At 66.4% G+C, this 21,799-nt stretch carries 22 protein-coding genes; 14 read left to right on the top strand and 8 right to left on the bottom strand.

The window, feature by feature from the left end; all coding sequences use genetic code 11:
• From CIK75_RS15920 to CIK75_RS15900, 5 genes are all read right to left on the bottom strand, one after another.
• Positions 1–232, bottom strand: a 232-nt coding sequence (locus tag CIK75_RS15920) for an SMR family transporter (RefSeq protein WP_096224584.1), incomplete at its 3' end; no start/stop codon positions are given.
• Positions 232–591 carry a multidrug efflux SMR transporter gene (locus CIK75_RS15915; protein WP_087000789.1) on the bottom strand — a complete coding sequence of 120 codons (360 nt, stop codon included), beginning with the start codon at positions 589–591 and terminating at the stop codon, positions 232–234. The genes CIK75_RS15920 and CIK75_RS15915, both read right to left, overlap by 1 nt.
• Positions 588–1,124 (bottom strand): TetR/AcrR family transcriptional regulator, encoded by a 537-nt coding sequence (locus CIK75_RS15910; RefSeq protein ID WP_087000791.1) that lies wholly within the window; start codon positions 1,122–1,124, stop codon positions 588–590. The genes CIK75_RS15915 and CIK75_RS15910 overlap by 4 nt, the downstream gene beginning before the upstream one ends.
• Positions 1,125–1,156: 32 nt before the next feature.
• Positions 1,157–2,284, bottom strand: coding sequence for an AI-2E family transporter (locus CIK75_RS15905; RefSeq protein ID WP_087000793.1), 1,128 nt, complete (start codon positions 2,282–2,284; stop codon positions 1,157–1,159).
• A gap of 158 nt (positions 2,285–2,442) precedes the next feature.
• The gene (locus tag CIK75_RS15900; RefSeq protein ID WP_086994457.1) at positions 2,443–3,264 is read right to left on the bottom strand and encodes an alpha/beta hydrolase; all 822 of its coding nucleotides are present in this window, start codon (positions 3,262–3,264) and stop codon (positions 2,443–2,445) included.
• Between the two features lie 185 nt (positions 3,265–3,449).
• Here CIK75_RS15900 and CIK75_RS15895 point away from each other — a divergent pair, with 185 nt between their 5' ends.
• From CIK75_RS15895 to CIK75_RS15885, 4 genes are all read left to right on the top strand, one after another.
• A complete protein-coding gene (locus CIK75_RS15895) occupies positions 3,450–4,847 on the top strand; it encodes an HNH endonuclease signature motif containing protein (RefSeq protein WP_086994273.1) in 1,398 nt (465 codons plus the stop codon).
• A gap of 63 nt (positions 4,848–4,910) precedes the next feature.
• A complete protein-coding gene (locus CIK75_RS15890) occupies positions 4,911–5,804 on the top strand; it encodes a diacylglycerol kinase family protein (RefSeq protein ID WP_198962467.1) in 894 nt (297 codons plus the stop codon).
• Between the two features lie 158 nt (positions 5,805–5,962).
• On the top strand, positions 5,963–6,124 hold the full coding sequence (locus CIK75_RS16265; protein WP_158225987.1) for a hypothetical protein: 162 nt from the start codon (positions 5,963–5,965) through the stop codon (positions 6,122–6,124).
• A 67-nt stretch (positions 6,125–6,191) separates the two neighbouring features.
• On the top strand, positions 6,192–6,842 hold the full coding sequence (locus CIK75_RS15885; protein ID WP_241895509.1) for a LysE family translocator: 651 nt from the start codon (positions 6,192–6,194) through the stop codon (positions 6,840–6,842).
• Between the two features lie 8 nt (positions 6,843–6,850).
• Here the strand turns inward: CIK75_RS15885 and CIK75_RS15880 are convergent, their stop codons facing one another.
• Both CIK75_RS15880 and CIK75_RS15875 read right to left on the bottom strand, forming a co-directional pair.
• The gene (locus CIK75_RS15880; protein WP_086994278.1) at positions 6,851–8,080 is read right to left on the bottom strand and encodes an MFS transporter; all 1,230 of its coding nucleotides are present in this window, start codon (positions 8,078–8,080) and stop codon (positions 6,851–6,853) included.
• The gene (locus CIK75_RS15875; RefSeq protein WP_086994281.1) at positions 8,077–9,297 is read right to left on the bottom strand and encodes a multidrug effflux MFS transporter; all 1,221 of its coding nucleotides are present in this window, start codon (positions 9,295–9,297) and stop codon (positions 8,077–8,079) included. The genes CIK75_RS15880 and CIK75_RS15875 overlap by 4 nt, the downstream gene beginning before the upstream one ends.
• 221 nt (positions 9,298–9,518) lie before the next feature.
• Here CIK75_RS15875 and CIK75_RS15870 point away from each other — a divergent pair, with 221 nt between their 5' ends.
• From CIK75_RS15870 to CIK75_RS15850, 5 genes are all read left to right on the top strand, one after another.
• The gene (locus CIK75_RS15870) at positions 9,519–10,268 is read left to right on the top strand and encodes an SDR family NAD(P)-dependent oxidoreductase (protein ID WP_198962466.1); all 750 of its coding nucleotides are present in this window, start codon (positions 9,519–9,521) and stop codon (positions 10,266–10,268) included.
• Entirely contained in the window at positions 10,258–10,758 is a 501-nt protein-coding gene (locus CIK75_RS15865) for a MarR family winged helix-turn-helix transcriptional regulator (RefSeq protein WP_158225986.1), read from the top strand. Before CIK75_RS15870 ends, CIK75_RS15865 begins: the two co-directional genes overlap by 11 nt.
• Positions 10,755–11,540 (top strand): SDR family oxidoreductase, encoded by a 786-nt coding sequence (locus CIK75_RS15860; RefSeq protein ID WP_086994288.1) that lies wholly within the window; start codon positions 10,755–10,757, stop codon positions 11,538–11,540. Before CIK75_RS15865 ends, CIK75_RS15860 begins: the two co-directional genes overlap by 4 nt.
• A gap of 298 nt (positions 11,541–11,838) precedes the next feature.
• The gene (locus CIK75_RS15855) at positions 11,839–13,485 is read left to right on the top strand and encodes a BCCT family transporter (protein WP_096224583.1); all 1,647 of its coding nucleotides are present in this window, start codon (positions 11,839–11,841) and stop codon (positions 13,483–13,485) included.
• A gap of 286 nt (positions 13,486–13,771) precedes the next feature.
• Positions 13,772–15,409, top strand: a complete 1,638-nt coding sequence (locus CIK75_RS15850) for a BCCT family transporter (protein ID WP_086994295.1) — start codon at positions 13,772–13,774, stop codon at positions 15,407–15,409.
• 9 nt (positions 15,410–15,418) lie between these two features.
• On the opposite strand, the gene CIK75_RS15845 is transcribed toward CIK75_RS15850, so the two are convergent.
• A complete protein-coding gene (locus CIK75_RS15845) occupies positions 15,419–16,321 on the bottom strand; it encodes a LysR family transcriptional regulator (protein ID WP_086994298.1) in 903 nt (300 codons plus the stop codon).
• Positions 16,322–16,401: 80 nt separating this feature from the next.
• On the opposite strand from CIK75_RS15845, the gene CIK75_RS15840 reads away from it, so the two are divergent.
• The 5 genes from CIK75_RS15840 to CIK75_RS15820 are packed head-to-tail and all read left to right on the top strand — an operon-like array spanning position 16,402 to position 21,774.
• Entirely contained in the window at positions 16,402–17,907 is a 1,506-nt protein-coding gene (locus tag CIK75_RS15840) for an aldehyde dehydrogenase family protein (protein ID WP_086994300.1), read from the top strand.
• 1 nt (position 17,908) lies between these two features.
• Entirely contained in the window at positions 17,909–19,642 is a 1,734-nt protein-coding gene (locus tag CIK75_RS15835) for a hypothetical protein (RefSeq protein ID WP_198962465.1), read from the top strand.
• Entirely contained in the window at positions 19,639–20,619 is a 981-nt protein-coding gene (locus CIK75_RS15830; protein WP_086994304.1) for a membrane dipeptidase, read from the top strand. Before CIK75_RS15835 ends, CIK75_RS15830 begins: the two co-directional genes overlap by 4 nt.
• Positions 20,616–21,386, top strand: a complete 771-nt coding sequence (locus CIK75_RS15825) for a hypothetical protein (RefSeq protein WP_143269156.1) — start codon at positions 20,616–20,618, stop codon at positions 21,384–21,386. The genes CIK75_RS15830 and CIK75_RS15825 overlap by 4 nt, the downstream gene beginning before the upstream one ends.
• The gene (locus tag CIK75_RS15820; RefSeq protein ID WP_086994310.1) at positions 21,379–21,774 is read left to right on the top strand and encodes a RidA family protein; all 396 of its coding nucleotides are present in this window, start codon (positions 21,379–21,381) and stop codon (positions 21,772–21,774) included. Before CIK75_RS15825 ends, CIK75_RS15820 begins: the two co-directional genes overlap by 8 nt.
• Positions 21,775–21,799 lie beyond the last annotated feature (25 nt).

Raw genomic sequence — 21,799 nt, 5'->3', positions numbered from 1 at the left:
AGAGGACCTTGCTGGCCAGAGCGGTCAACGCCACCCCCACGGCGGCCCAGATCCCGTAGGCGACGCCGAGGGCCAGCCCGGTCTGCAGTGCCAGGGCCAGGCAGGAGAAGGCGACGAGGTAGCCGACGGCGACGGCACCGTACCAACGGCGACTCCCGGACGTGGCCATGCGCAAGGACAAGGTGCCGGCGACTTCACTGACGATGGCCGCACCCAACAGGACCCAGCCGATCATGCTGGAGTCCCTTGCTGTTCATGTGCACGCTCCGCGGCGCGTTGGGAACCGAGTTCGATGGTCAGCACCCCGGCAATGATCAGCCCCATCCCGGCGAGCATGGTGGCCGTCAATGGTTCGCCGAAGATGATTGCCGACAGTGCAGCAGTCAGGGCGACACCGCTGGCACCCCAGATGCCGTAGGCCACGCCCAAGGGCATCCCTTCGCGCAGGACGGCGGCGAGGAAGACGAAGGCCACCACGAATCCGACGGCGGTGAGGAAATACCAGCCGGGGTGTTCGACGGCGGCCTTCAGTGACACCGAGCCGGTGACCTCGGTGAGGATGGCCCCGGTCAACAGAAGCCACTTCTTCATGGCTGGTCCTCCAACAGTGAGACGGCGGCGGTGCGGATGGTCTCCAGCTCGTCCTGCGCTGGGGGCAGGATGTCGGTGGCGCTGGCGAACCAGATGCCGTCGGCCAACAGCCTGACCGCTGCCAACCGTCCGCGCAGGGCCGCCGATGCGCCGTCGGGCACGGCGAACCACGGGCCGAAGCGTTCACTCCACCGTTCGGTCAGCGGGTCGCGTAGTCGCGGATCGGTGAGCATCACCAGATCGGAGGCGTCGAAGTTCCGCTCCAGTGTCCATTCCAGATAGGCCGTGACCCGGTCGGTGGCCGTGGCCTGTTCCGGGGTATCTCCCAGACGGGCCGAAAGTTCGACGACCCATTGATCGATCACCGCGTCGACCAGCCCGAGCATGAGCGCTTCCTTGGTCCGGAAGTGGTACATCAGCCCGGGTTTGGTCAGCCCCGCCTCGCGGGCCGCCGATTCCAGGGAGACCGTGTCCCCCTGGCGCAGCAGGCGCAGGGAGGAATCGATGATCTGGTCGCGGGTATCGGCACTCATGTCCTTACTTTACCAACCGGAAGGTTGGTTCGTCATGCCGGGGTGGGTGACGCCGGATCCTCGTCGGCCGCGTCCGAGGGCGTCTCGGGGGCTTCCGGTGGGGGAGCGGGTTGGGTTTGTTCGCGCAGGTAGCGCAGGACGACGACTGCAACGGCGGTCACCGGCACGGCGAGGAAGGCCCCGATGATGCCGAAGAGAGTGAAGCCGAGTGTGACGGCCCCGATGACGACGGCCGGATGCAGATGCAGGGCCTTGCCCACGATGTAGGGCTGCAGCAGGTTCGCCTCGAGCTGCTGGACCGCCAGCACCACCACCAGGGTCGCCAGGGCGGTGGCCCAGCCGTGCGCCAGCAGGGCCACCAGGGTGGCCAGCAGGCCGGTGGAGACGGCGCCGATCACGGGGATGAATCCGGCGAAGAAGATCAGCAGCGCCAGCGGGAAGGCCAGCGGGACGTCCAGCAGCCACAGGCCCAACCCGATGAAGACGGCGTCGACCAGGGCCACGATGATCTGCGTCTTCAGGTAGGCGGACAGGGCCTGCCAGGCCTGTTCGCCCAGACGTCCGGCATGGACGTGGGTCTCCGGCGAGGTCCAGTGGAACACCCAGGGCAGGAAGCGCTCGCCGTCCTTGAGGCAGAAGAAGGTCAGCACCAGGGTCAGCAGCAGCACGACGATGAGGCTGGTCACCGATCCCAGACCCGAGGCGATGCCGAACAGGATGTCCTGCCAGCGGCCGCCCACCCAGCCCAGGATGTCCTCCAGGTTCTGCTGCAGGTCCACCCCGCTCAGATCCAGCGGCAAATCGCGCAGTTGCGTGGTGAAGCTGGTGAGGTTCTCCTGGGCGAGTGCGCCCAGGCGGCGGGTCCCTGAACCGAGGGCGGGGATGGCCGCCCAGATGACGCCCGCCACGACGGCCAACAACACCAGCAACGACAGCAGGGCGGCCAGCGCGCGGGGCATTGCCCGGTGGAGTCCCCGGCATAGCGGCCACAACAACGAGGACAGCAGCAGGGCCAGCAACAAAGGGAAGACCACCGCCCATAAGGTGCGCAGCAGCAGCCACAACACCACCAACCCGACGACCAGCACCAGGGACTTGGCGGTCCAGCGACTGGCCGTGGTGAGGCCGCGGGCCAATGAGCGGGGCGGGGCCTCGCTCATGAGCCGGCCCCCGCCAGGTCCAGGGATGCGGCGAAACGTTCCTTCTCGAGGCCGGTTTTCGGCATCACACCCCTCCTTGGAGTCGACGGGTCAGGGCCCAGTCTCACACCCCCTGCGGGGGATCACAACGACCGTCGGCCTCCAGACAGATGTGTCGGCTAGCGATCGAGGAAGTCCAGCAGCGCGGAGTTGAATTCCCCGGCGTGGGACACGATGAGTCCGTGGGGTGCTCCCTCGATGACGACGAGCTCGCTGTGGCCGATGGCTTCGTGGGTGCGCTGGCCAGAGCCTTCGAAGGGTACGACGCCGTCGCTATCGCCGTGGATCACGAGTGTAGGCACCGTGATGCTGGGCAGGTCCTCGCGGAAGTCGGTGGTGCCGAAGGCATCCATGCAGGCCACTGCGGCCGCCTCGTTGGACCGGCAGGACACGGCGATGGTTTCCTTCAGCTGGTCCTCGCTGACGCACAACTGGTCCCCGGCCGAGTAGAAGCCGGGGGTGAACCCCTCGAAGAAGGCGTTGCGGTCCGCTGTCAGTTGGGACTTCATCTCGTTGGCTTGCGCCTCCTCCAGCGGACCGTCCGGGTTCCCGTCGGTCTTGAGCAGGAAGGGCGGCACCCCCGCGGCGAAGATGATCGAGTGGAGGCGTTGCTCGCCGTGGGCCGAGACGTAGCGGGCGACCTCGCCGCCACCCATGGAGAACCCGACGAGGGTGACGTCCTTGAGGTCAAGCCCCTCCAGTAGTGCCGCGACGTCGGCCGCCAGCGCGTCGTAGTCGTAGCGTGCGGCCGGCTCGGAGGCGCCGAAACCGCGACGGTCGTAGGTGATGACGCGATGGCCCTTCTCGGCCAGCGGGCCCACCTGGTTGGCCCAGGAGGTGCCATCGAGCGGCCAGCCGTGGATCAGGACGACCGGACGGCCTTCGCCCGCCGTGTCCTGGTAGTTCAGCGTGTTTCCGTCGGCTCCGGTGATCTGTGGCATGGAAATCATCCTCTTCCTGGTCGGATGGGTGGGGTGGCATCCCCTTCCAGCCAACGTACGCATAAGCTCCCGGTGAAGTACAGGAGCCCTGCTCGTCCCCTCCACAGGATCCGTGCCGGTGATGGCTGTGCACAGGGGGGATCCTGTCGGGATGGGGTCGGAGGAAGAAAACTAAACTCGAATACATGTTCGAATATGATGTAGGAGAAGATGCCGGCGGAGCCCCGGGTTTCCCGGGGGTGCCCGACGCCGCGGCGGTTGTGGAGCCCGCGCTCGCCCGGATCGAGGCGGTCAGGGCGGCCCTGGCGCTCGGGGGAACCCGGTTGGGCGAAGCGGGTCTGGTGGATCTGCTTTCCGGGTTGGAAGCGGTGAAGTCGGCTGCCGGCGCCTATCAGGCGCGGGCGGCCGTGGCCCTGCGTGAGCGGGCGGTCAGACGCGAAGCGGCCGCCGGTGTCGACCCCGAAAAGCGTGGACAGGGGGTCGGCGCGCAGGTGGCATTGGCCCGGCGTGAGTCCCCGCATGAGGGCTCCCGGCTCCTGGGCTTCGCCCGGGCCATGGTGGATGAAATGCCCCATACCCATGAGGCGTTCCGCGCCGGGGAGATCAGCGAATGGCGCGCCACGTTGCTGGTGGGTGAGACCGCCTGCCTGGAGTTGGAGGACCGGAAAAAGGTCGATGCGGCCTTGATGGCCGATCCACGCACCATCGAGGGGGTCGGCAATCGGAAGCTGAAGGCCATGGCACGGCATCTGGCCGAGCAGGCCAGCCCGAAAGCAGCGGTCGAACGCGCCCGCCGGGCCGTGGGGGACCGGCATGTGAGCCTACGTCCGGCCCCGGACACCATGGCCATCCTGACCGGGTCCCTGCCCGTGGGCCAGGGGGTCGCGGTGCTGAAGGCACTGACCCGGGCCGCGGATCTCGCGACGGCAACCGGGGATGCGCGCAGCCGCGGCCAGATCATGGCCGACACGTTGGTGGAACGGGTCACCGGGCAGCAGCGGGCCGAGGGTATGCGCGTGGAGATCCAGCTGGTGATGACGGACCGGACGCTGTTCCAGGGCGATACGGAACCGGCACACCTGCAGGGCTATGGGGTCGTTCCGGCGCAGGTCGCCCGGGACATGATCCGCGAAGCGACTCGGGCTGCCCGTCTGTCGACAGCGACACCCCAGGAACCCACCGACGGGCAAGAGTCCAACGCGCCGCCCGGGCCCGACTCCCTGGCCTGGATCCGACGGCTCTATACGGCGCCTGCCACGGGGGAACTCGTGGGCCTGGATTCGCGGGCCAGACTGTTCCCGCGCGGCTTGCGGCGCTTCATCGAAGTACGGGACCAGACCTGCACCCGCCCGTGGTGCGATGCTCCCATCCGGCATATGGATCACATCCTGGCCTGGGCCGGAGGCGGGGCGACCGTCGCGGAAAACGGGCAGGGAACCTGTGTCCGCTGCAACCACACGAAGGAAGCGCTGAACTGGCACTCCCGCAAGGTCGCCGGAGCCCGGCACACGGTGGAAACCACAACGCCGACAGGACACGTCTACCGCTCGCAAGCACCAGCACTCCCCGGAACCGCCGACTGAGGCGACAGCAACCGCGGCACGCGAAAAGCGGCGGGCCGCCCGCGGCACCGTAGTCTGGTCCGCGTGAATCGATCCTTTACCCTCCTGGTCAACCGGGCTGCCGGCAGCGGCGACCCTCTGGCCGCGGCCGCCCGCGTGGAGCGGATCCTACGCGAGTCCGGGGCCCGGGTCGAAACCGTGGCCCCCTCGGGGCCGGCGGAGGGCAAAAGAGCCCTTGCCCAGGCCGTCATCCGCGGCGATGTGGTGGTCGCTGTCGGAGGTGACGGGACCGTCTCGGCGCTCGCCGGAGAAGTGGCCCGGCTCGGCGGGATCCTGGGGGTCATCCCCGCCGGACGGGGCAACGACTTCGCCAGGATGCTGGGATTGCCCACGGATCCTCACGCCGTGGCAACCATCCTGCTCGACGAGGAACCCGCGGAAACCGATCTCATCAGCACCACCGCGCCCGATGGCACATCGCGGGTGGTGGCCGGTTCGATCTATGCGGGCATCGACGCGGTGGTCGCCGATCGCGTCGCCCGCGGACACTGGCTGCCGCGTTCCTGGCAGTACCCGATGAATGGTTTATATGCCCTGGCCACCTTCCGTCCCACACGATTGACCGTCGTCATCGACGGAACCGAACGCACTTTCAAGGCGGCCTGCGTGACCGTCGCCAATTCGGCCTACTACGGCTCGGGCATGCGCATTGCCCCGGAAGCCAGCATCGACGATGGGCACTTGGACATCGTGGTGATTGAGGCCTTCGGCCGGCTGGACATGATCCGGGCCTTGCCGAAGGTCTACGGAGGTACCCACGTCGACTTGCCCACGGTGCACACCTTCCGCGGCAGATCCATCACACTCTCGGCCGAGCCGGCGATTCTCTACGGGGGAGACGGCGAAACCGAGGGAATGGTCGGCAGCGGGGCGGTACTGATCGACGTTGTGCCTGCTGCCGTCCAGATTCTGCGCTAAGGCGGTACCTGCAGGGTTGCCTTGGTCACGGTTCGACATCTGGCGGCCTTGCCTCCCCTGCCGGGCGGGTCGAGACTGTACCTTGGGGCTTAAGACAGGTTCTTGGATGAATTCTGTCGCCTGCGAGAACGTATCAACAACTGGGGAGGGCGTCGGCCATGGTCTTTACGATCGTCATGAACATTCTTGGTCTAGCAATGGTCGCGGGGGTGGTGTTCGCGGTGATCAAAAAAGATCGGAACGCCAACGCCAACGCCATCGACGCCGAGTTCGATGATCTCTCCGAAGACCACAGCACGACGCCGGGGCGCGGTTTCTAGGTAGTCTGCTTCCAGATGGCCCGCCCGGCGACGTGCCGGATGCGGTCCTGGCTGCGGTGGCCCTAGCATGGCAGTCGTGAGCATCGAATCGGCCCTGCTGTCCTTCGCCGTCGTGGCCGCCCTGTTGACCATCATCCCGGGGTTGGACACCGTGCTGGTGCTGCGCGCTTCGATCAGCCAAGGACGCCGCCATGGCTACGCGACCGCGTTGGGCGTCAACTCGGGTGCCATGCTCTGGGGCATTGCCGCTGCCGTCGGGGCATCGGCCTTGCTGGCCGCCTCCGAAACGGCGTTCACGATCCTCAAACTGGTCGGTGCCCTGTATATGGCCTGGCTGGGCGCGACCATGCTCTGGCGTTCGCTGGGCCGCACCCCACCCACGGTCGTTGCCGATCAACCCGGCGCGCGGGCCAGCCGAGGGCTGCTGTTCTCCTGGGCCAAGGGTGCGGGCACGAACCTGCTCAACCCCAAGGTCGGGGTTTTCTACATTGCGATGATCCCGCAGTTCATCCCCGCAGGAACCTCGACACTGCTGATGGGCATTGCGCTGGCCGGGGTGCATAACCTGTTGGCGCTGATCTGGTTCTCGCTGCTGATCAACGGGACCCATCTGGCCCGCGGAACCTTCCAGAAGCCGGGTTTCATCCGGTGGACGGACCGGGTGGCGGGGGTTGCCCTGCTCGGGTTTGGTGCCACTTTGGCCTTCAACAGTAGGTAGCCGGCTTCTTAGTCCCGGTCGGAGAGTCGTGCAGCCGTCACGGCACCCAACGTATAGGTCAGTGTGGCCACCAGAACCAACACCAGCGGGGCCGTCCAGCCTCCGGTGAGAGTGTTCAGCCAACCGGCCAACGGCGGGGCTGCCGTCGCTGCGAGATACCCTCCGCCTTGGACGCGGGCCGACACCGAGGCGGCTTCGGCGTCGGAATGCGAGATCCGCGGGATGACGGAGAAGATCACGGTGAACCCGCCGCCCTGGGCGATGCCGCCGATTATCGACCAGAGAACGAAGGCCTGCGGGGCTGCCAACAGCCCCACCGGCAGGATGATCCAGAAGACTGCCACGACGATGGCGGCCACCGAGAGCCGGGTCCGGTTTGCCAATAACGGAACCCCGAAGGCGCCGAGAATCGCGGCGACCTGGAACAGCGAGGCCGAGGCCCCCGAGGAGGCAGGTGCCAGCCCCCGGGTTTCGGTGAGCAGCAACGGGAGCCAGGCAGTGGTGGCGTAGTAGGCCGCCGACTGTCCACAGAACGCGAAGACCAGCAGCGCCACGATGCGTTTGGTGTGGGCCCGCTGTTCCGGGGTGCGGGCCGGGGCCACCGAGGTGCCGGCCGCCGTCGTCCTAGCAAGCCTGCGGGCCGTCGCGGGGGAGACCGGTGTACCCGGGGCGTTGCGCCTCCGCAGGACCCAATAGATGAGTCCGGCGGCGGTGACGATCGACCAGGCGGCGATCGCCCATCTCCAGCCGGCGAACCCGGCCAACGGGGCTGTCCCGAGCAGGGTCGCCATCGAACCGACATTCATCGCGGCCGAATAGGCGGCAGTTGCCGAGGAGACCTTATTCCAGGGCACGTCGCGGCGAATCAGCACCGGGACCGCGATATTGCCCAGCGTCATGGCGGCACCGATGATCGCCGTACCGCCGAGCACCACCCAGGCCGGACCTGAGGAGCGGATGAGGGTTCCGGTCATGATGCCTGCCAGGCACAGCACGATGGTGGTTTCGGGGCCGAAGCGGCGGATCACCCGTGAAGCCAGTGGGGTGGCCAGCGCGAAGAGCAGCACCGGCAACCCGGTCAGCAGCCCGGCCCCGGCGGCGCTGAGCCCGGTGCCTTCCCGAATATCGGCGATCACCGCCGTGGGGGCAATGATCGGGGCGCGCAGGCTCAACGCGACCATGACGATCCCGGCGATGACCCACGGCAGGGAGGGCCGGACGGCGGTCGGCGGGCTCATCGGGTGGCCTCGGTATGGAAACGGTCCGACGTGGCGACGAGGGCACCGGCGGCCAGCAGGGAACACCCGAGCAGGACGAGCCCGAGGGGGAGTGCGCTCGTTGAACCGCCGAGGCCGCCCAACGGGGAGACGATCGCCCCCAGGGTGAATTGGGCGCCACCGAGCCAGGCCGAACCGCTGCCGGATATCTGCCTGACCTCGGCCAAGGCCAGCGAGGTGGTGTTGCCCATGACGAACCCGATGCTGCAGGTGGTGGCGAAAATCAGTGCTGCGAGTATCCAGCCGGGCGAGGCGAGTAGCGCGCAGAGGGTGAAGGCCACGGTGACGGTGACCAAGGTGGAGACGGCGACGGTGACGGTGCTGCGCAGGGGGATCCGGGTGGCGAGCCGGGCGGAGACCAACCCGGTGCTCATCATGCCCAGGGCGTTGGCGCCGAAGAGCAGGGCGAACGTTCCGGGGCTCAAACCGAGGACCCCCTGGTAGAGGAACGGGGAGGCCGAGATGTACCCCATGAGGATCCCGAACGCCGCCCCGAAGAGGACGATGTAGCCCACGAATCGGCGATGCCTCATGGCTTCGGCCAGGCCCCCGAACAGCGGTCCGGTGCGCCGGTGGGCCACCGGCAGCGTCTCGCGCACCTGCCACAGGGCGCCGAGCAGCATCACCACCGACATCACGGCGATCGCCCAGAGGACGGCCCGCCAACCTGAGGTCGTGAATATCAGGCTGCCCACCGAGGGGGCCACCGCCGGGGCCACCCCGCTGATGGTCATCATGATGGAAAACAGTCGGGCTGCCTGCCCGCCCACGGCGCGGTCGGAGATCACTGCGCGGGAGAGGACGACGCCGGCTGCCGCACTGAGCCCCTGCAGGAACCTGAATGCCGTGAGGGTTTCAATGGTGGGGGCCAAGGCCACCGCGACGGAGGACAGGACGAAAACGGAGGAGCCGATCAGCAGGGGGCGGACCCGCCCGAACCTGTCAGAGAGCGGGCCGAAGAGCAGCTGACCGGCGCCCATGCCCAGCAGGAAGCCGGTCAGGGTCAGCTGGATGGCCGAGGCGCTGACTCCGAACTCGCGGGCCATCTCGGGGAAGGCCGGTAAGTAGAGGTCGGTGGCTACCGGACCTGCCATCGACAACAACGCCAGCGCGGTGAGCAACAGTGCCGGGAACCTGAACGAGCGCCCCTCGACTGCGGTGGATCGGCTCTCGGGCATGGGCCGATGCTATCGCCGCTGCCTGTCAAGCGCGGGATTCTGGACGACGTGTGACGGGGTGTTCCTGGCCACGGAGAGCACCATGCAAGTCGCGGCCGGCCCAAAAGCGGTAAACCCCTGGTCGCACTTACTGTCCTCTAGACAGCAATCATGATATTGTGTCTTTAGGACATAAAAAAGGCCACTGCAAACAGGCAGCGACCGGGAAGTAGGGGATGAACATGCTTTTCGAAGACAGCGTGGCACTGGTGACGGCCGCCGGTGCGGGAATTGGCAAGGCCATTGCGGTCCGCCTGGCCGCCGAGGGCGCCGCGGTCGTCGTTTCGGATATCAACGACGAGGCCGGTGAAGCGGTGGTCGCCGAGATCGTCGAAGCCGGAGGACGGGCCGCCTACCAGCGGGCCAACGTTGCCGATCCGGAGGAAGTCGCAGGCCTGATCGACGTCGCCGTGAAGACCTTTGGCGGGCTTCACCTCGCGGTAAACAACGCAGGCATCGGCGTCATGCCACGCCGGATCGAAGAGACCGAGAACTCCGACTTCGACCGCGTCATGTCAGTCACTCTGCGCGGTACCTTCCTGGCGATGAAATCCCAGATCGGACACTTCCGCTCTCAGGGGAGTGGCTCCATCGTCAACGTCGCCTCGATCGCCGGAGTGCAGTCCACGCCCATGCTGACCCCCTACGGCGCCTCCAAGCACGGAGTGGTCAGCCTGACCCGCAGCGTCGCCATGGAAAATGCGCCAGCTGGCATCCGGGTCAATGCCGTCGCCCCCGGCGCCATCGAAACGGCCTCGCTGGCCTCCTTGCCGGCGGAGGCCAAGGCGGAGCACAGCTCCAAGATCCCGATGAAACGCCTGGGCCAGCCCGAGGAGATCGCCAACGCCGTGGCCTGGCTCCTCAGCGACGAAGCCAGTTTCGTGACCGGCGTCGTGCTGCCCGTCGATGGTGGAACCGTCCATGACGACTAACGAGACGGACTACCGGCCGGCACTGATTGCCGCCCTGACCCGCATCCTGGGCGAATGGACGGCGCCAGGATTCCTCACAGGGGTCGCCGCCCGTGAAGGAGTCCATCTGGACCCGCCGGCGATCGTCATGGTCACCGTGATCGCCCAGAAGGGCCCCCAACGCCCCTCGGCGCTCGCCGCCCACCTGGTGACCGGACCCTCCAACATCAGCAAGATCATCCGGCGCCTCTCCGAGGCCGGGCTGGTCGTCAGGGCCACCGACCCCGACGATGCCCGGGCTCAGCGAGTGCAGCTGACGCCCGCAGGAGAGCACGTCGCCGCGGCTTTCGTGAAAGCCGGAGACGGGATGGTCGACGAATTACTTGAAGGATGGAGCGAAGCCGACCGGCGGACGTTCGTGACCTTGCTCGAACGTTTTGCCGTCGCCTCAACATCCTTCGCAGGAACGCTCGGAACCACCGAACCAACCACCACAGGAGAAATATCATGAGCCGCACTTATGTCATCACCGGAGCAGGATCGGGCATCGGGGCCGCCACCGCGCAATTGCTCCGCGAACGCGGAGAAACCGTGATCGGCGTGGACCTGAGAGGCGCCGAGATCGATGCCGATCTCAGCACCCCCGAAGGCCGCACCTCGGGCGTCGAACGCGCCATAGACCTGGCCGAAGGCCGCATCGACGCCGTCATCGCCTGCGCCGGGATCTCCATGCCCAAACCGCTCACCGTGAAGGTCAACTACTTCGGGGTTACCGAGTTCCTCGACCAGCTGGCACCGACCCTGGCCAAAAGCGAATCCCCCCGAGCCGTCGTCGTCAGCTCCATGGCCTCGCTGCAGCCCAACTCGCCCGAGCTCGTCGAAGCACTACTCTCCGGGGATGAGGATCGTGCCGTGGAAATCGGTACCGCCCTGGCCGAGGCCGGCCCCGAGCAGGGCTACCTGAACTACCCCTCCAGCAAGCGGGCCCTCTCCCGCTGGGTGCGTCGGGCCTGCATCACCGAGCGGTACGCCGGCGCCGGCATCCCGCTGAACGCGATCGCACCGGGCACCGTCATCTCCCCGATGACCACTGAGCTGCTCTCCACCCCCGAAGGCCGGGCCATGGTGGATCAGCACGTGCCGATGCCGTTGAATTACCACTCGGAATCGATCGTGCTGGCCCGCCTGCTGGCCTGGTTGACGAGCGAGGAAAATACGCACGTCACCGGTCAGACGATCTACGCCGACGGCGGCGCCGACGCCTCCCTGCGCGGAGACGATATCTGGAGCTAGTCTCCTCCGGCTCACCACAACGCCTTCGGCGGCCCTTGTACTCGGGGGTCGTCGGGGGCGTTTTGTCGTTGGGCGAGAGGCTGTGACGAGGGGCCGATTAGTTCGAACCGACGAAAAAATGCTAACGTATAGGTTCGCCATTTTCCGGGAGCATTCCCGGGAATTTCCTTCCTGACCCGGGTGGCAGAACTGTGTCGCAGCCCGCGTGCAGAACGCGCACCATGGCGCGGGTCTCCAAGAACATTATTCGGTAGTCGCTTCGCACCCGGCTTCGTCCAATCAGCTAAGTGAGACACACATGCCTGAGCCCACCCATCTGACCACCCCCGAGGCTGATGCGCCTCCCTCCGCTCTGGCTGCGGGGCTTGACCGCAAGGTCGCCGGCATCAGCATCGGCATCGTCGTCATCTTCGTCGCGGCGAGCCTCGGTTTCCCCGAGTGGACCGCCAACGTCATCAACTCGGGCTTCAGCGGGGCAGCCAAATGGTTCGGCGCCTACTGGCAGTACCTGCTGCTGATCACCTTCTTCGTGGCGATCGTGCTGGCCTTCACCCCGTACGCCAAGGCGCGCCTAGGATTCGAGAAGCCGGAGTTCAGCAGGTTCAAATGGGTCTCCATGATCATGTGCACCCTGCTGGCCGGCGGCGGCGTGTTCTGGGCCGCTGCCGAGCCGATCGCGCACTACATCTCCTCCCCGCCCTACTACGGGGACAGCCTCGAATCCGAGGGCGCCAAGGCCAATGCGGCCCTGGCGCAGAGCTTCGTGGACTGGGGCTTCCTGGCCTGGGCCATCCTGGGCACGCTCGGTGCCATCGTGCTCACCCATGCCCACTCCAAGGGCATGCCCTTGCGCCCGCGCACGTTGCTCTACCCGATCATGGGCAAGAAGGTTCTGCATAGCTGGATCGGCACCGTGGCCGACGTCGTCGCGATCATCGCCGTCGTCGCAGGCACCGTGGGCCCCGTCGGGTTCCTGGGCCTGCAGGTTTCCTACGGTTTGGCCGAACTGACCGCCATCCCGAATAACTACGCGACCCAACTGATCGTCATCGCCGTGCTGACCGGTATCGCGGCACTGTCCGTTTCCTCAGGTCTGAATAAGGGCATCCAGATCCTCAGCCGCGCCAACGTCTGGCTGGCGATCGCCCTGATGGCCGTCGTCGTCATCCTGGGCTCGGCTGCCTACGTTTTCAAGGCATTTCTGGGCAGCTTCGGTACCTACATCAGCAACTTCGTGGGCATGTCCGTCTATCAGGGTGATTCCACGTGGCTCTCGGGGTGGACGGTCTTCTTCTTCGGCTGGTTCCTCGGCTACGGGCCGCTGATGGCCATCTTCGTGGCCCGGATTTCCCGCGGCCGGACCATCCGCGACCTCATCATCTGCACCGCGGTGATCCCTCCGGTCCTGACCACCGTCTGGTTCAGCGTCCTGGGCGGAACCGGCATCATGCTCGAGCAGAAGAACCCTGACAGCGTCGGCGCCGCCTACGAATCGGATGGCCTGCCGGCCGTGGTGATGTCGATTGCCGGCCAGCTTCCGCTCTCCGGTCTGGTCGGCGGCGCCTTCCTGCTGCTGACGGTGACCTTCGTGGCCACGACAACCGACTCGATGTCTTACGCCATCGCCCAGTCCTGCACCGTTTCGGGCGCGCCATCGACCAAGCTGCGGGCGACCTGGGCCGTGCTGATGGGCATCGCGGCAGCCGTGCTGATCGCCATCGGCGACGGCGGCATCTCCGGGCTGCAGTCCTTCATCGTGATCACCGCGGTGCCCGTGGGCTTCCTGATGTTGCCTTCGGTGTTTGCTGCGCCGATCTTTGCGCGGCGCATGGCGATCGAGCAGGGCATCATCCACCCGAAGGGCTCCACGCCCGCTGGCGACGCCGACTCGGCTCAGCCCGCAGTATCCGATGACGACGAAGTGGGAGTTTCGGCCCGGCGCTAGGTCGAACAGCCCAGTCATCATGGGTACGAACAGGGGCGGCTGCCACGCAGCCGCCCCTGTTTCGTGTGCCGGTCACGGCAGAATCTGACTCAGGCCGTCGCGGGGTGGTTGGCGCTGACTCGGGGCTTTGATAGGTATTCACTATCAATGGTGTCCAGTTGGGACTTGGACGCGAACTAATCTGTGACTCTATGCTCAAAGAGAGCGAAGTGGCCCAGATCACTTCGGGACGTATGCGGGTCGTTGCTGCCACGCTTACGGTGAACCACCAGGTAAGAGAGACCAGATGTCCGAGCTTCCCAGCACCACGGCACACCCTACCGAGCACACCTCGGTCCTTGACCGGACCGTGGCCGGCGTCAGCATCGGGGTCATTGCCGTCTTCGTTGCCTCCAGCATGATCTTCCCCGGCACGACCGCCAACCTGATCAACTCCGGTTTCAGCGGGGCAGCCACATGGTTCGGTGCCTACTGGCAGTATCTACTGCTGGCCACGTTCGTGGTCGCGATCGTGTTGGCCTTCACCCCCTACGCCAAGGTGCGGCTCGGGTTCGAAAAGCCGGAGTTCAGCAGGTTCAAATGGATCGCGATGATCATGTGCACCCTGCTGGCCGGCGGTGGCGTGTTCTGGGCAGCTGCCGAGCCGATCGCGCACTACATCTCCTCCCCGCCGTACTACGGGGACAACCTGGACTCGGAGGGTGCGAAGGCCAATGCGGCCCTGGCGCAGAGCTTCGTTGACTGGGGTTTCCTGGCCTGGGCCATTCTGGGCACGCTCGGTGCCATCGTGATCACGCACGCCCACTCCAAGGGCATGCCGCTTCGCCCGCGCACGCTGCTCTACCCGATCATGGGCAAGAAGGTTCTCCACAGTTGGATCGGCACCGTGGCGGACATCGTGGCGATCATCGCCGTCGTCGCAGGCACCGTGGGGCCCATCGGGTTCCTCGGGCTGCAGGTTTCCTACGGTTTGGCGGAACTGACCGGCATTCCGAATAACTACGCAACCCAGCTGATTGTCATCGCCGTGCTGACCGGCATTGCCGCCATATCGGTCTCCTCCGGTTTGAATAAGGGCATCCAGCTGCTGAGCCGGGTCAACGTCTGGCTGGCGATCGCTCTGATGGCCGTCGTCGTCCTCCTGGGTTCTGCCGGGTACGTCTTCAAAGCGTTCCTGGGCGGTTTCGGCACCTACGCGAGCAACTTCGTGGGGATGACCGTTTACCAGGGTGATCCGAGCTGGCTCTCGGGCTGGACGGTCTTCTTCTTCGGGTGGTTCCTCGGCTACGGGCCGCTGATGGCCATCTTCGTGGCCCGGATTTCCCGCGGCCGGACCATCCGCGACCTGATCATCTGCACCGCGGTGATCCCGCCGGTCCTGACCACCATCTGGTTCAGCGTCCTGGGCGGAACCGGCATCATGTTCGAGCAGCAGAACCCCGGCAGCGTGGGTGGGGCCTACGAATCGGACGGTTTGCCGGCCGTGGTGATGTCGATTGCCGCCCAGCTTCCACTGTCCGGCCTCATCGGTGGCGCGTTCCTGCTGCTGACGGTGACCTTCGTGGCCACCACGACCGACTCGATGTCCTTCGCCATCGCCCAGTCCTGCACGATCTCCGGGGAACCGTCGACGAAGTTGCGCGCCACCTGGGCCGTGATGATGGGCATCGCGGCCGCCGTGTTGATCGCCATCGGCGACGGCGGTATCTCCGGTCTGCAGTCCTTCATCGTGATCACCGCGGTGCCCGTGGGCTTCCTGATGTTGCCGTCGGTGTTTGCCGCGCCGATCTTCGCCCGACGCATGGCCATTGAGCAGGGCATCATCCACCCGAAGAGTGCCCGTCCGCACCACGACGCTGCGCAGGCGCCGGAGGATGACCAGGGCTCCCCAGCGGAGGGAAGGGCCGCAGCCCCCAAGAAGTAGGACGCCGGCTCAGTGCGTCGGGGGCTCCATGCTGGCGAATTCGGTCGCCGCCTCAATGAATCGGCGGATCAGCGGCGTCCCGGAGCGTTCCGTGGTGACGATCAACGAAATGGTCGAGGTGGCCGCCTCATCGGCCAACGGTACGTAACCGAGCCCCTGAAGCTGCAGGGCCCGCATTCCTTCCGGAACGACGGCGATGCCCGTTTTGGCTGCCACCAATCCCAGAATCGTGGGGAACTGGACGGCTTCCTGGGCCACGCGCATCCGGAAGCCGGCCTGCAGGCAGAGGGCTGAGATGACGTCGTAGAGACGTGAGACCTGTTGGCGGGGGAAGACCACGAACCCCGCCTCGGAAAGGTCGGTGAGTGCCAACGTGGTTTGGCCGGCCAGCGGGTGGTCTTCGGGAAGGGCGACGACCAGCGGTTCCCGGGTCAGCTCGCGGGCCGCGATGCCAGGGCGGGACTCGACGTCGCGCACGATGCCCACGTCGAGGTTTCCCGCTTCCAGTGAACTGAGCTGCTGTTCGGTGGTCAGCTCGTGTAGCTCGAGCTCGAGATCCGGATACATCTGGCGCAACGGGGGAACGATCCGGGGGATGAGGTTCAGTGCCGCGGATCCGACGAAGCCGACCCGCAGTGTGCCGGTGCGGCCCTCTACCGCCTGTTCGATGCTGCGCAGCGCGTCCTCGGACTCCATGATCACCCTGCGGGCGGCGACCAGCAGGACCTTGCCCGTCTCGGTCAGTTCAACGGAACGTGTGGTGCGAGCGAAGAGCGTGGTTTTCAGTTCACGCTCCAGCCGTTGAATCTGCTGGCTCAGCGCCGGTTGGGCGATGTGCAGGCGTGCTGCCGCCCGGTTGAAATGCATTTCCTCGGCTACCGCGATGAAATAGCGCAACTGACGAATCTCCATGTGAACTAAGTGTTATTGATGATCAATACATAAGCAATAGATACTTCACGCCGATCAAATAGGGCCGTAGCCTCAGATATATGACGAGTACCACCGCAGCACGAAGGAGCACCAGCGTGAACAACCCCGGACAGCAGACCCTTGGCCTGAAGCAACTCATCAACGGCCAGTGGGTGGAAGGAAGCGGCCCGGCCGCCACCAGCTCCAACCCGGCGTTGCCGGAGGAAGCTGTGGCGCAGTACGCCACGGCCACGTCCGGCGACCTCGACCGTGCCCTGAATGCGGCCACCGCCGCCGCTGCCGGCTGGGATCGACTGGGTATCATCGCCCGCGGGAACATCCTGCGCCGCGCCGCCGAAATCCTCGGCCGCCGGGCCGAAGAAGTCGCACAACTCATGACCCGCGAACAGGGCAAGGTCCTCGGTGACTCCCGGGGCGAAGTCGGCGCCACCATTGAAACCCTCTACTACAACGCCGGTTCGGCACGCCGTTCCAACGCGGCGGTCTACCCCTCGGCCAACCCGGACGAAGTGGTCCGGACGATCCGCCGGCCCTTGGGCTGCGTTGCGGTGATCACCCCCTGGAACTTCCCGCTGCAGATTCCCGCTTGGAAGATCGCACCGGCACTACTCTGGGGCAACACGATCGTCTGGAAGACCGCCAGCGACACCCCGGCGACCGCCGTGGTGTTTGCCGAAATCCTCGAAGAAGCAGGAGTCCCGGCAGGGGTCCTCAACCTGCTGCTCGGCCCCGGAGCCTTGGGCTCGGAGCTCGTGGCTGATCCGCGGGCCGAGGCGGTCACGTTCACCGGCTCCGTGGAGGTCGGGCACCTCATCCGCGAAAAGACTGTCCTGCGTGGCGCGAAGCTGCAGATGGAACTCGGCGGACATAACGCCGCCATCGTGCTGCCCGACGCCGATCTTCCCAGCGCCGCCGATTTCATCACCGCAGCGGCCACCGGGAGTACCGGGCAGAAGTGCACTGCCACCCGCCGCGTCATCGCCGTCGGAGCCGTCCACGACCAACTGCGGGACGAACTCATCACTCGCTTCAACGCCCTCAGTGTCGGCGCCGGCACCGAGGAAGGCGCCGGGATCGGCCCCGTCGTCAACGACCGAGCCCGCCGCGATATCGACGAGGCCGTCAAGCAGGCCGAGACCGAAGGCGCACAGGTCCTGGCGCGGGCCCCGATCCCCGACGCCGAGGGACATTTCGTGGCCCCGACCCTGCTGGGTGGCACCCGCGAACTGACCATCTGCCACGAAGAGGTCTTTGGTCCGGTGACGACCCTGCTGCGTGCGGATTCGTTGGAGGAAGCCATCGAATTGGCCAACGACACCGAGTTCGGTCTGACCGCCTCCGTATTCACCAGCGATGAGCGCTCCATCCGCCGCTGCCTCAACGACCTGGTCGCCGGCCTGATCAAGGTCAACGGCCCCTCCACCGGCTCCGAGGTCCACGCCCCGTTCGGCGGCCTGCGGGATTCCTCGCAGCCCGGTCCCCGCGAACAGAACAGCGACGCCGCAGCCGATTTCTTCACCCTCACCAAGACGGCCTACCTGCGTCTGGCACCGGAAGGAGCATAAAATGTCCGCATCGATCAGCGAACCGGGAACCCGGCTCCCTGCGGAGTCGCCATTGCGCCCGGCACGCGAGGTCATGGACCCTGACGATATGGGCGGCGCCCGCGCGACCCGGCACAGTTTCATTCGCACCATGATCCGCCGGGCCACGGCGAAGGGGTGGAAGATCAAGCGCACCCACTTCGATATCGATCCGGCCGGCTGCGGAACCGCGGTGTACCGGGTCCGGGCCGAATCCAGGGTCTTCAGTTTCGCCATCTTCTCGCAGAACACCGGTGAGCACACCGACCGGGTGATCGCCAAGGCCTGGGACATCACCGCGGCCCTGGTGGAAGGCACCATCGACGAGGAGCGGCTGGCCCGCCTGCAGGGCCAGGTCCCGTTGCAGGAGCGCGGGCGTGCCGAGCCCGGCTCGATCATCTGGACCCGTGCCAACCGCAGCGAACGCTTCTTCGAATACGTCGCCGACGGGCTCGCCAACGGCAGACACCCCGACAGCGCGAGATTCAGCGGCTCGCCCTATGTCATCCGCAGCACCGCCTTCTACAGCAACGGCAAATGCGGGCTGGCCGACTACGAGCACCTGACCGACGACCACCCCTTCGCCGCCCCGTACCGGGCACATATGCTCTCGGCATGGTTGCTTCGTGAATTCAGCTACGACCTGGTCGAGGCGGTCGCGGCCCACCGCAACCCCGAGGCGGCCACCCTGACCGGGAGCTGGCGCCACTACCTGGGCATGGGCAATGCGACCGGGCTGGGGATGGTGCCCTACGCCATCAACCACCCGGAGGTGCTCAACGCCTGGGCCGAACTGCGCGAACTGCCATTGGCCGCCGTCACCGGCCGCACCACCGAAACGGACGATGCGGAGGTCGCCCGGGTGCTCGAGCTCTTCGACCGGGCCATGGACTACCTCGCGGAGCAGGATCTGGGGGTGTCCCAACCGTATTTGCCCGGCCCTGAACTCGCCGACCGGGTACGTCCGCTGCTGGCGGACCTGCGCGACTGGTCCTCGACCGGGAGCTTCCGCGGCACCGAGACGAACCGGATCTGGCAGGCCCTGCACGATGCCGCAGCGGCCACCGGCCCGGAGGAGCGCGGCCTGGTCGCCACGATCCTCACCGAACTGACGGCCGACCTCGACGACGACGTCGAAGCCCGGCTGCGCTGCGATGAATCCCGGCCGCTGACCCCGGGCATGACCTGCCTGGAACTGGCGCAGCTCATCGACTCCGAGTATGCCTGGGTCGCAGACCACGACTTCGCCGATCCGCAGCAGAACCGTTTCTTCTGGTTCTCCTCGGCCGACAACGAGGAGCCCCGTCGGGGACGGCGCGGGCAGGATCCCGGTGAGAACGTGCAGCATGGTGTCGACATCGCCCGCGCGGTTTCCGACCTACGCCGCGACCTCCTGGCGGCCGAGGCCGAGACCAGCATCGCCGAGTTCCTGCTGAGCCACCCGTGGCACCGCCAGTTCACCGCCCGCATCCAGAACATCGGACCACTTCCCTACGGCGAGGTTCATGACAACCTGCGCGGTGCCGAATTCCTGCCACTGAACGTCCAGCGCTATCAGCTCTCGGTCTACGGGATGGAGAACTACACCCCGCAGTCCACCGACTGGCTGCGCGTGACACTGCTCTCCGGAGGCCCGCGGATCGCGGATCTGAAGGACGGCAGCATCACCGATGACTGGCTCTTCACCCAGCGCCCGACGGCCGAGGTGCAGGCATGAGCACCCTTCACGAACAAGCCACCGTGGTCGACGGTCTGCAAATCAACAACTGGGACCGTCCGGTCCTGCAGGAACTGCTCGCCGGCGGCGTCAGCGGCGTCAACGCCACCTGCGCCGTCTATCACGGGCCGATGGAGACCCTTCGGGAAATCGCCGACTGGTACCAGCTGGCCGCCAGCAATTCCGACCTGGCCTTCCTGGCCAACGACGCAGCGGACATCCGCAGGGCGAAGACCGAAGGGCGGGTGGCGGTCTTGATGGGGCTGCAGAACACCAGCTCCTTCGGCGATGACTTCCGGATGGTCGAGGTCTTCCACAAGCTGGGGGTGCGCATCGCGCAGCTGACCTACAACATCCAGAACCTGGTCGGCGGCTCCTGCTACGAGCCCTCCGACTCCGGGCTGACCCGCTTCGGGGCCAACGTCATCGACGAGATGAACCGGGTCGGGATGCTGGTGGACCTTTCCCACGTCGGGAACCGCACGTCGCTGGATGCCGTGGAGGCCTCGGCGATGCCGATCGCCATCACGCATTCGAACCCCACCTGGTTCGTGGACAACCCGCGGAACAAACCCGATGAGGTCATCCGCGCCGTCACCGACCGTGGCGGAATGATCGGCGCCTGCCTGTACCCGATCGTGCTCGGTGGGGAGAAGGCGAGCCTGGAGCAGTTCTGCACCATGGTCGCCCGCCTGGTCGACGAACACGGGCCGGGCCGGGTGGGCCTGGGTAGCGATTGCACCCGGAACTGGGGCCAGGACTACGTGGGATACCTGCGCAACGGACGCTGGCAGCCGCCCACGCACCCAGCCCCCGAATGGCCGGCGTGGCCGCACTGGTTCGCCGGACCGGAGGACTTCCCGCAACTGACCGAGGGGCTGCAGCAGGTGGGACTCGACGAGTCTGCCATCCGCGGGGTGCTCGGCGAAAACTGGCTGGACCTCTTCGACAAGGTCTTCGCCGGAACGGAGTCATGATGGTGGAAGAGATCCAGGAACACACCGAAACGAGGGGACCGATGAACGGCAAGGGCGCCGAAGACCGCATCGTACGTATTGCGGTGCGTGAAATCAGGGAGTACGCCTTCCGGGCGATCGTGGCTCACGGGGCCTGCACCTCGGTGGCGCATGCTGCAGCCCACCAGGTCCTCTTCGCCCAAGTCCACTATGGAACCGGCTTCGCCGAGCTGCTGGACTGCCTGAAGCAGCTCGACTGGAGCAATCCCGCCTTGGCCTATGAGCGCAGGGAGCACGACGCCGGCTGGCTCTACGCCGTGGACCGCGACAGTGATTGCGCGGCCTTGGTCCATGGCACCATGCTGATCGAATTGGCGACGGCGGAGACCGGCAACGCGGTCATCGCTCCCGAACTGGATCTGGAGGCCGGCCTCCTGGACGCCCCGCTGCTCGCCGCTGCCCTGCGCTCCGGCAAGACGGTGATGGTGGCCCGGCTGACCCGTGGCACGGCGAGCCTCCACGGCACCCGTATCGCCACCCCGGCCGGCTACGTGGGCCAGGCGCGCGTGGCCTCCGATGCCTTCGATCCCGCCGGGAGCATCGACACCGGAACCCTCATCCGTACCTTGGACGAGGTTCCCGATGACAACTTCGCACTGCACACACCGGAGGAGCTGGCCCAACGCCGTGAAAATGCGTGGGCCATCGGATTGCCGGTGGACGGACGACTGTGGAAGACCATCAAGGCCTCCGCAGAGGACTATCTGGTAGGAGACACGAATGCCTGAGATCGAACGCCACTGGCACCAGGACGAGAAGGTCCGTCCCTATTCCGCGGCTGCGGTCTTCGGGGGTGTCGTCTACGCCTGCGGGCAGGTACCGACGCGCGCGGATGGCAGCACCCCGGCCACGATGACCGATCAGGTGGCCGCCGTTTTCGACCACCTCGAAGGTGTCCTAGACCAGGCTGGGGCCTCGCTGACGAGCCTGCTGAAGCTGACCGTCTTCGTGGCGGATTTCGATGAATTCGACGAGTTCAACGAGGCCTACCTGTTCCGTCTGGAAGGGTATGCCCTCCCGCCACGGACGACCGTCCAGGTCGCCCGGTTCCGCGGCGAGAAGCGTATTGAGATCGACGCCATCGCCGCCGTCATCGAGGAGAACACCGCCGTCTAGCACCACACCGCGTCAGGGATGCCGG

It is taken from the genome of Glutamicibacter sp. BW78, from assembly GCF_002332245.1.
Lineage (GTDB): Bacteria > Actinomycetota > Actinomycetes > Actinomycetales > Micrococcaceae > Arthrobacter_H > Arthrobacter_H rhombi_A.
Note: the sequence above shows the minus strand (reverse complement) of the source record. Positions and strands in the feature narration are given on the sequence as shown.

Bases quoted from the DNA above. Each gene is read 5' to 3' on its own strand.
- CIK75_RS15915 (WP_087000789.1), bottom strand. From the start codon at position 591: ATGAAGAAGTGGCTTCTGTTGACCGGGGCCATCCTCACCGAGGTCACC.
- CIK75_RS15910 (WP_087000791.1), bottom strand. From the start codon at position 1,124: ATGAGTGCCGATACCCGCGACCAGATCATCGATTCCTCCCTGCGCCTG.
- CIK75_RS15905 (WP_087000793.1), bottom strand. From the start codon at position 2,284: ATGAGCGAGGCCCCGCCCCGCTCATTGGCCCGCGGCCTCACCACGGCC.
- CIK75_RS15900 (WP_086994457.1), bottom strand. From the start codon at position 3,264: ATGCCACAGATCACCGGAGCCGACGGAAACACGCTGAACTACCAGGAC.
- CIK75_RS15895 (WP_086994273.1), top strand. From the start codon at position 3,450: ATGTTCGAATATGATGTAGGAGAAGATGCCGGCGGAGCCCCGGGTTTC.
- CIK75_RS16265 (WP_158225987.1), top strand. From the start codon at position 5,963: ATGGTCTTTACGATCGTCATGAACATTCTTGGTCTAGCAATGGTCGCG.
- CIK75_RS15885 (WP_241895509.1), top strand. From the start codon at position 6,192: ATGGCAGTCGTGAGCATCGAATCGGCCCTGCTGTCCTTCGCCGTCGTG.
- CIK75_RS15880 (WP_086994278.1), bottom strand. From the start codon at position 8,080: ATGAGCCCGCCGACCGCCGTCCGGCCCTCCCTGCCGTGGGTCATCGCC.
- CIK75_RS15875 (WP_086994281.1), bottom strand. From the start codon at position 9,297: ATGCCCGAGAGCCGATCCACCGCAGTCGAGGGGCGCTCGTTCAGGTTC.
- CIK75_RS15870 (WP_198962466.1), top strand. From the start codon at position 9,519: ATGCTTTTCGAAGACAGCGTGGCACTGGTGACGGCCGCCGGTGCGGGA.
- CIK75_RS15865 (WP_158225986.1), top strand. From the start codon at position 10,258: ATGACGACTAACGAGACGGACTACCGGCCGGCACTGATTGCCGCCCTG.
- CIK75_RS15860 (WP_086994288.1), top strand. From the start codon at position 10,755: ATGAGCCGCACTTATGTCATCACCGGAGCAGGATCGGGCATCGGGGCC.
- CIK75_RS15855 (WP_096224583.1), top strand. From the start codon at position 11,839: ATGCCTGAGCCCACCCATCTGACCACCCCCGAGGCTGATGCGCCTCCC.
- CIK75_RS15850 (WP_086994295.1), top strand. From the start codon at position 13,772: ATGTCCGAGCTTCCCAGCACCACGGCACACCCTACCGAGCACACCTCG.
- CIK75_RS15845 (WP_086994298.1), bottom strand. From the start codon at position 16,321: ATGGAGATTCGTCAGTTGCGCTATTTCATCGCGGTAGCCGAGGAAATG.
- CIK75_RS15840 (WP_086994300.1), top strand. From the start codon at position 16,402: ATGACGAGTACCACCGCAGCACGAAGGAGCACCAGCGTGAACAACCCC.
- CIK75_RS15835 (WP_198962465.1), top strand. From the start codon at position 17,909: ATGTCCGCATCGATCAGCGAACCGGGAACCCGGCTCCCTGCGGAGTCG.
- CIK75_RS15830 (WP_086994304.1), top strand. From the start codon at position 19,639: ATGAGCACCCTTCACGAACAAGCCACCGTGGTCGACGGTCTGCAAATC.
- CIK75_RS15825 (WP_143269156.1), top strand. From the start codon at position 20,616: ATGATGGTGGAAGAGATCCAGGAACACACCGAAACGAGGGGACCGATG.
- CIK75_RS15820 (WP_086994310.1), top strand. From the start codon at position 21,379: ATGCCTGAGATCGAACGCCACTGGCACCAGGACGAGAAGGTCCGTCCC.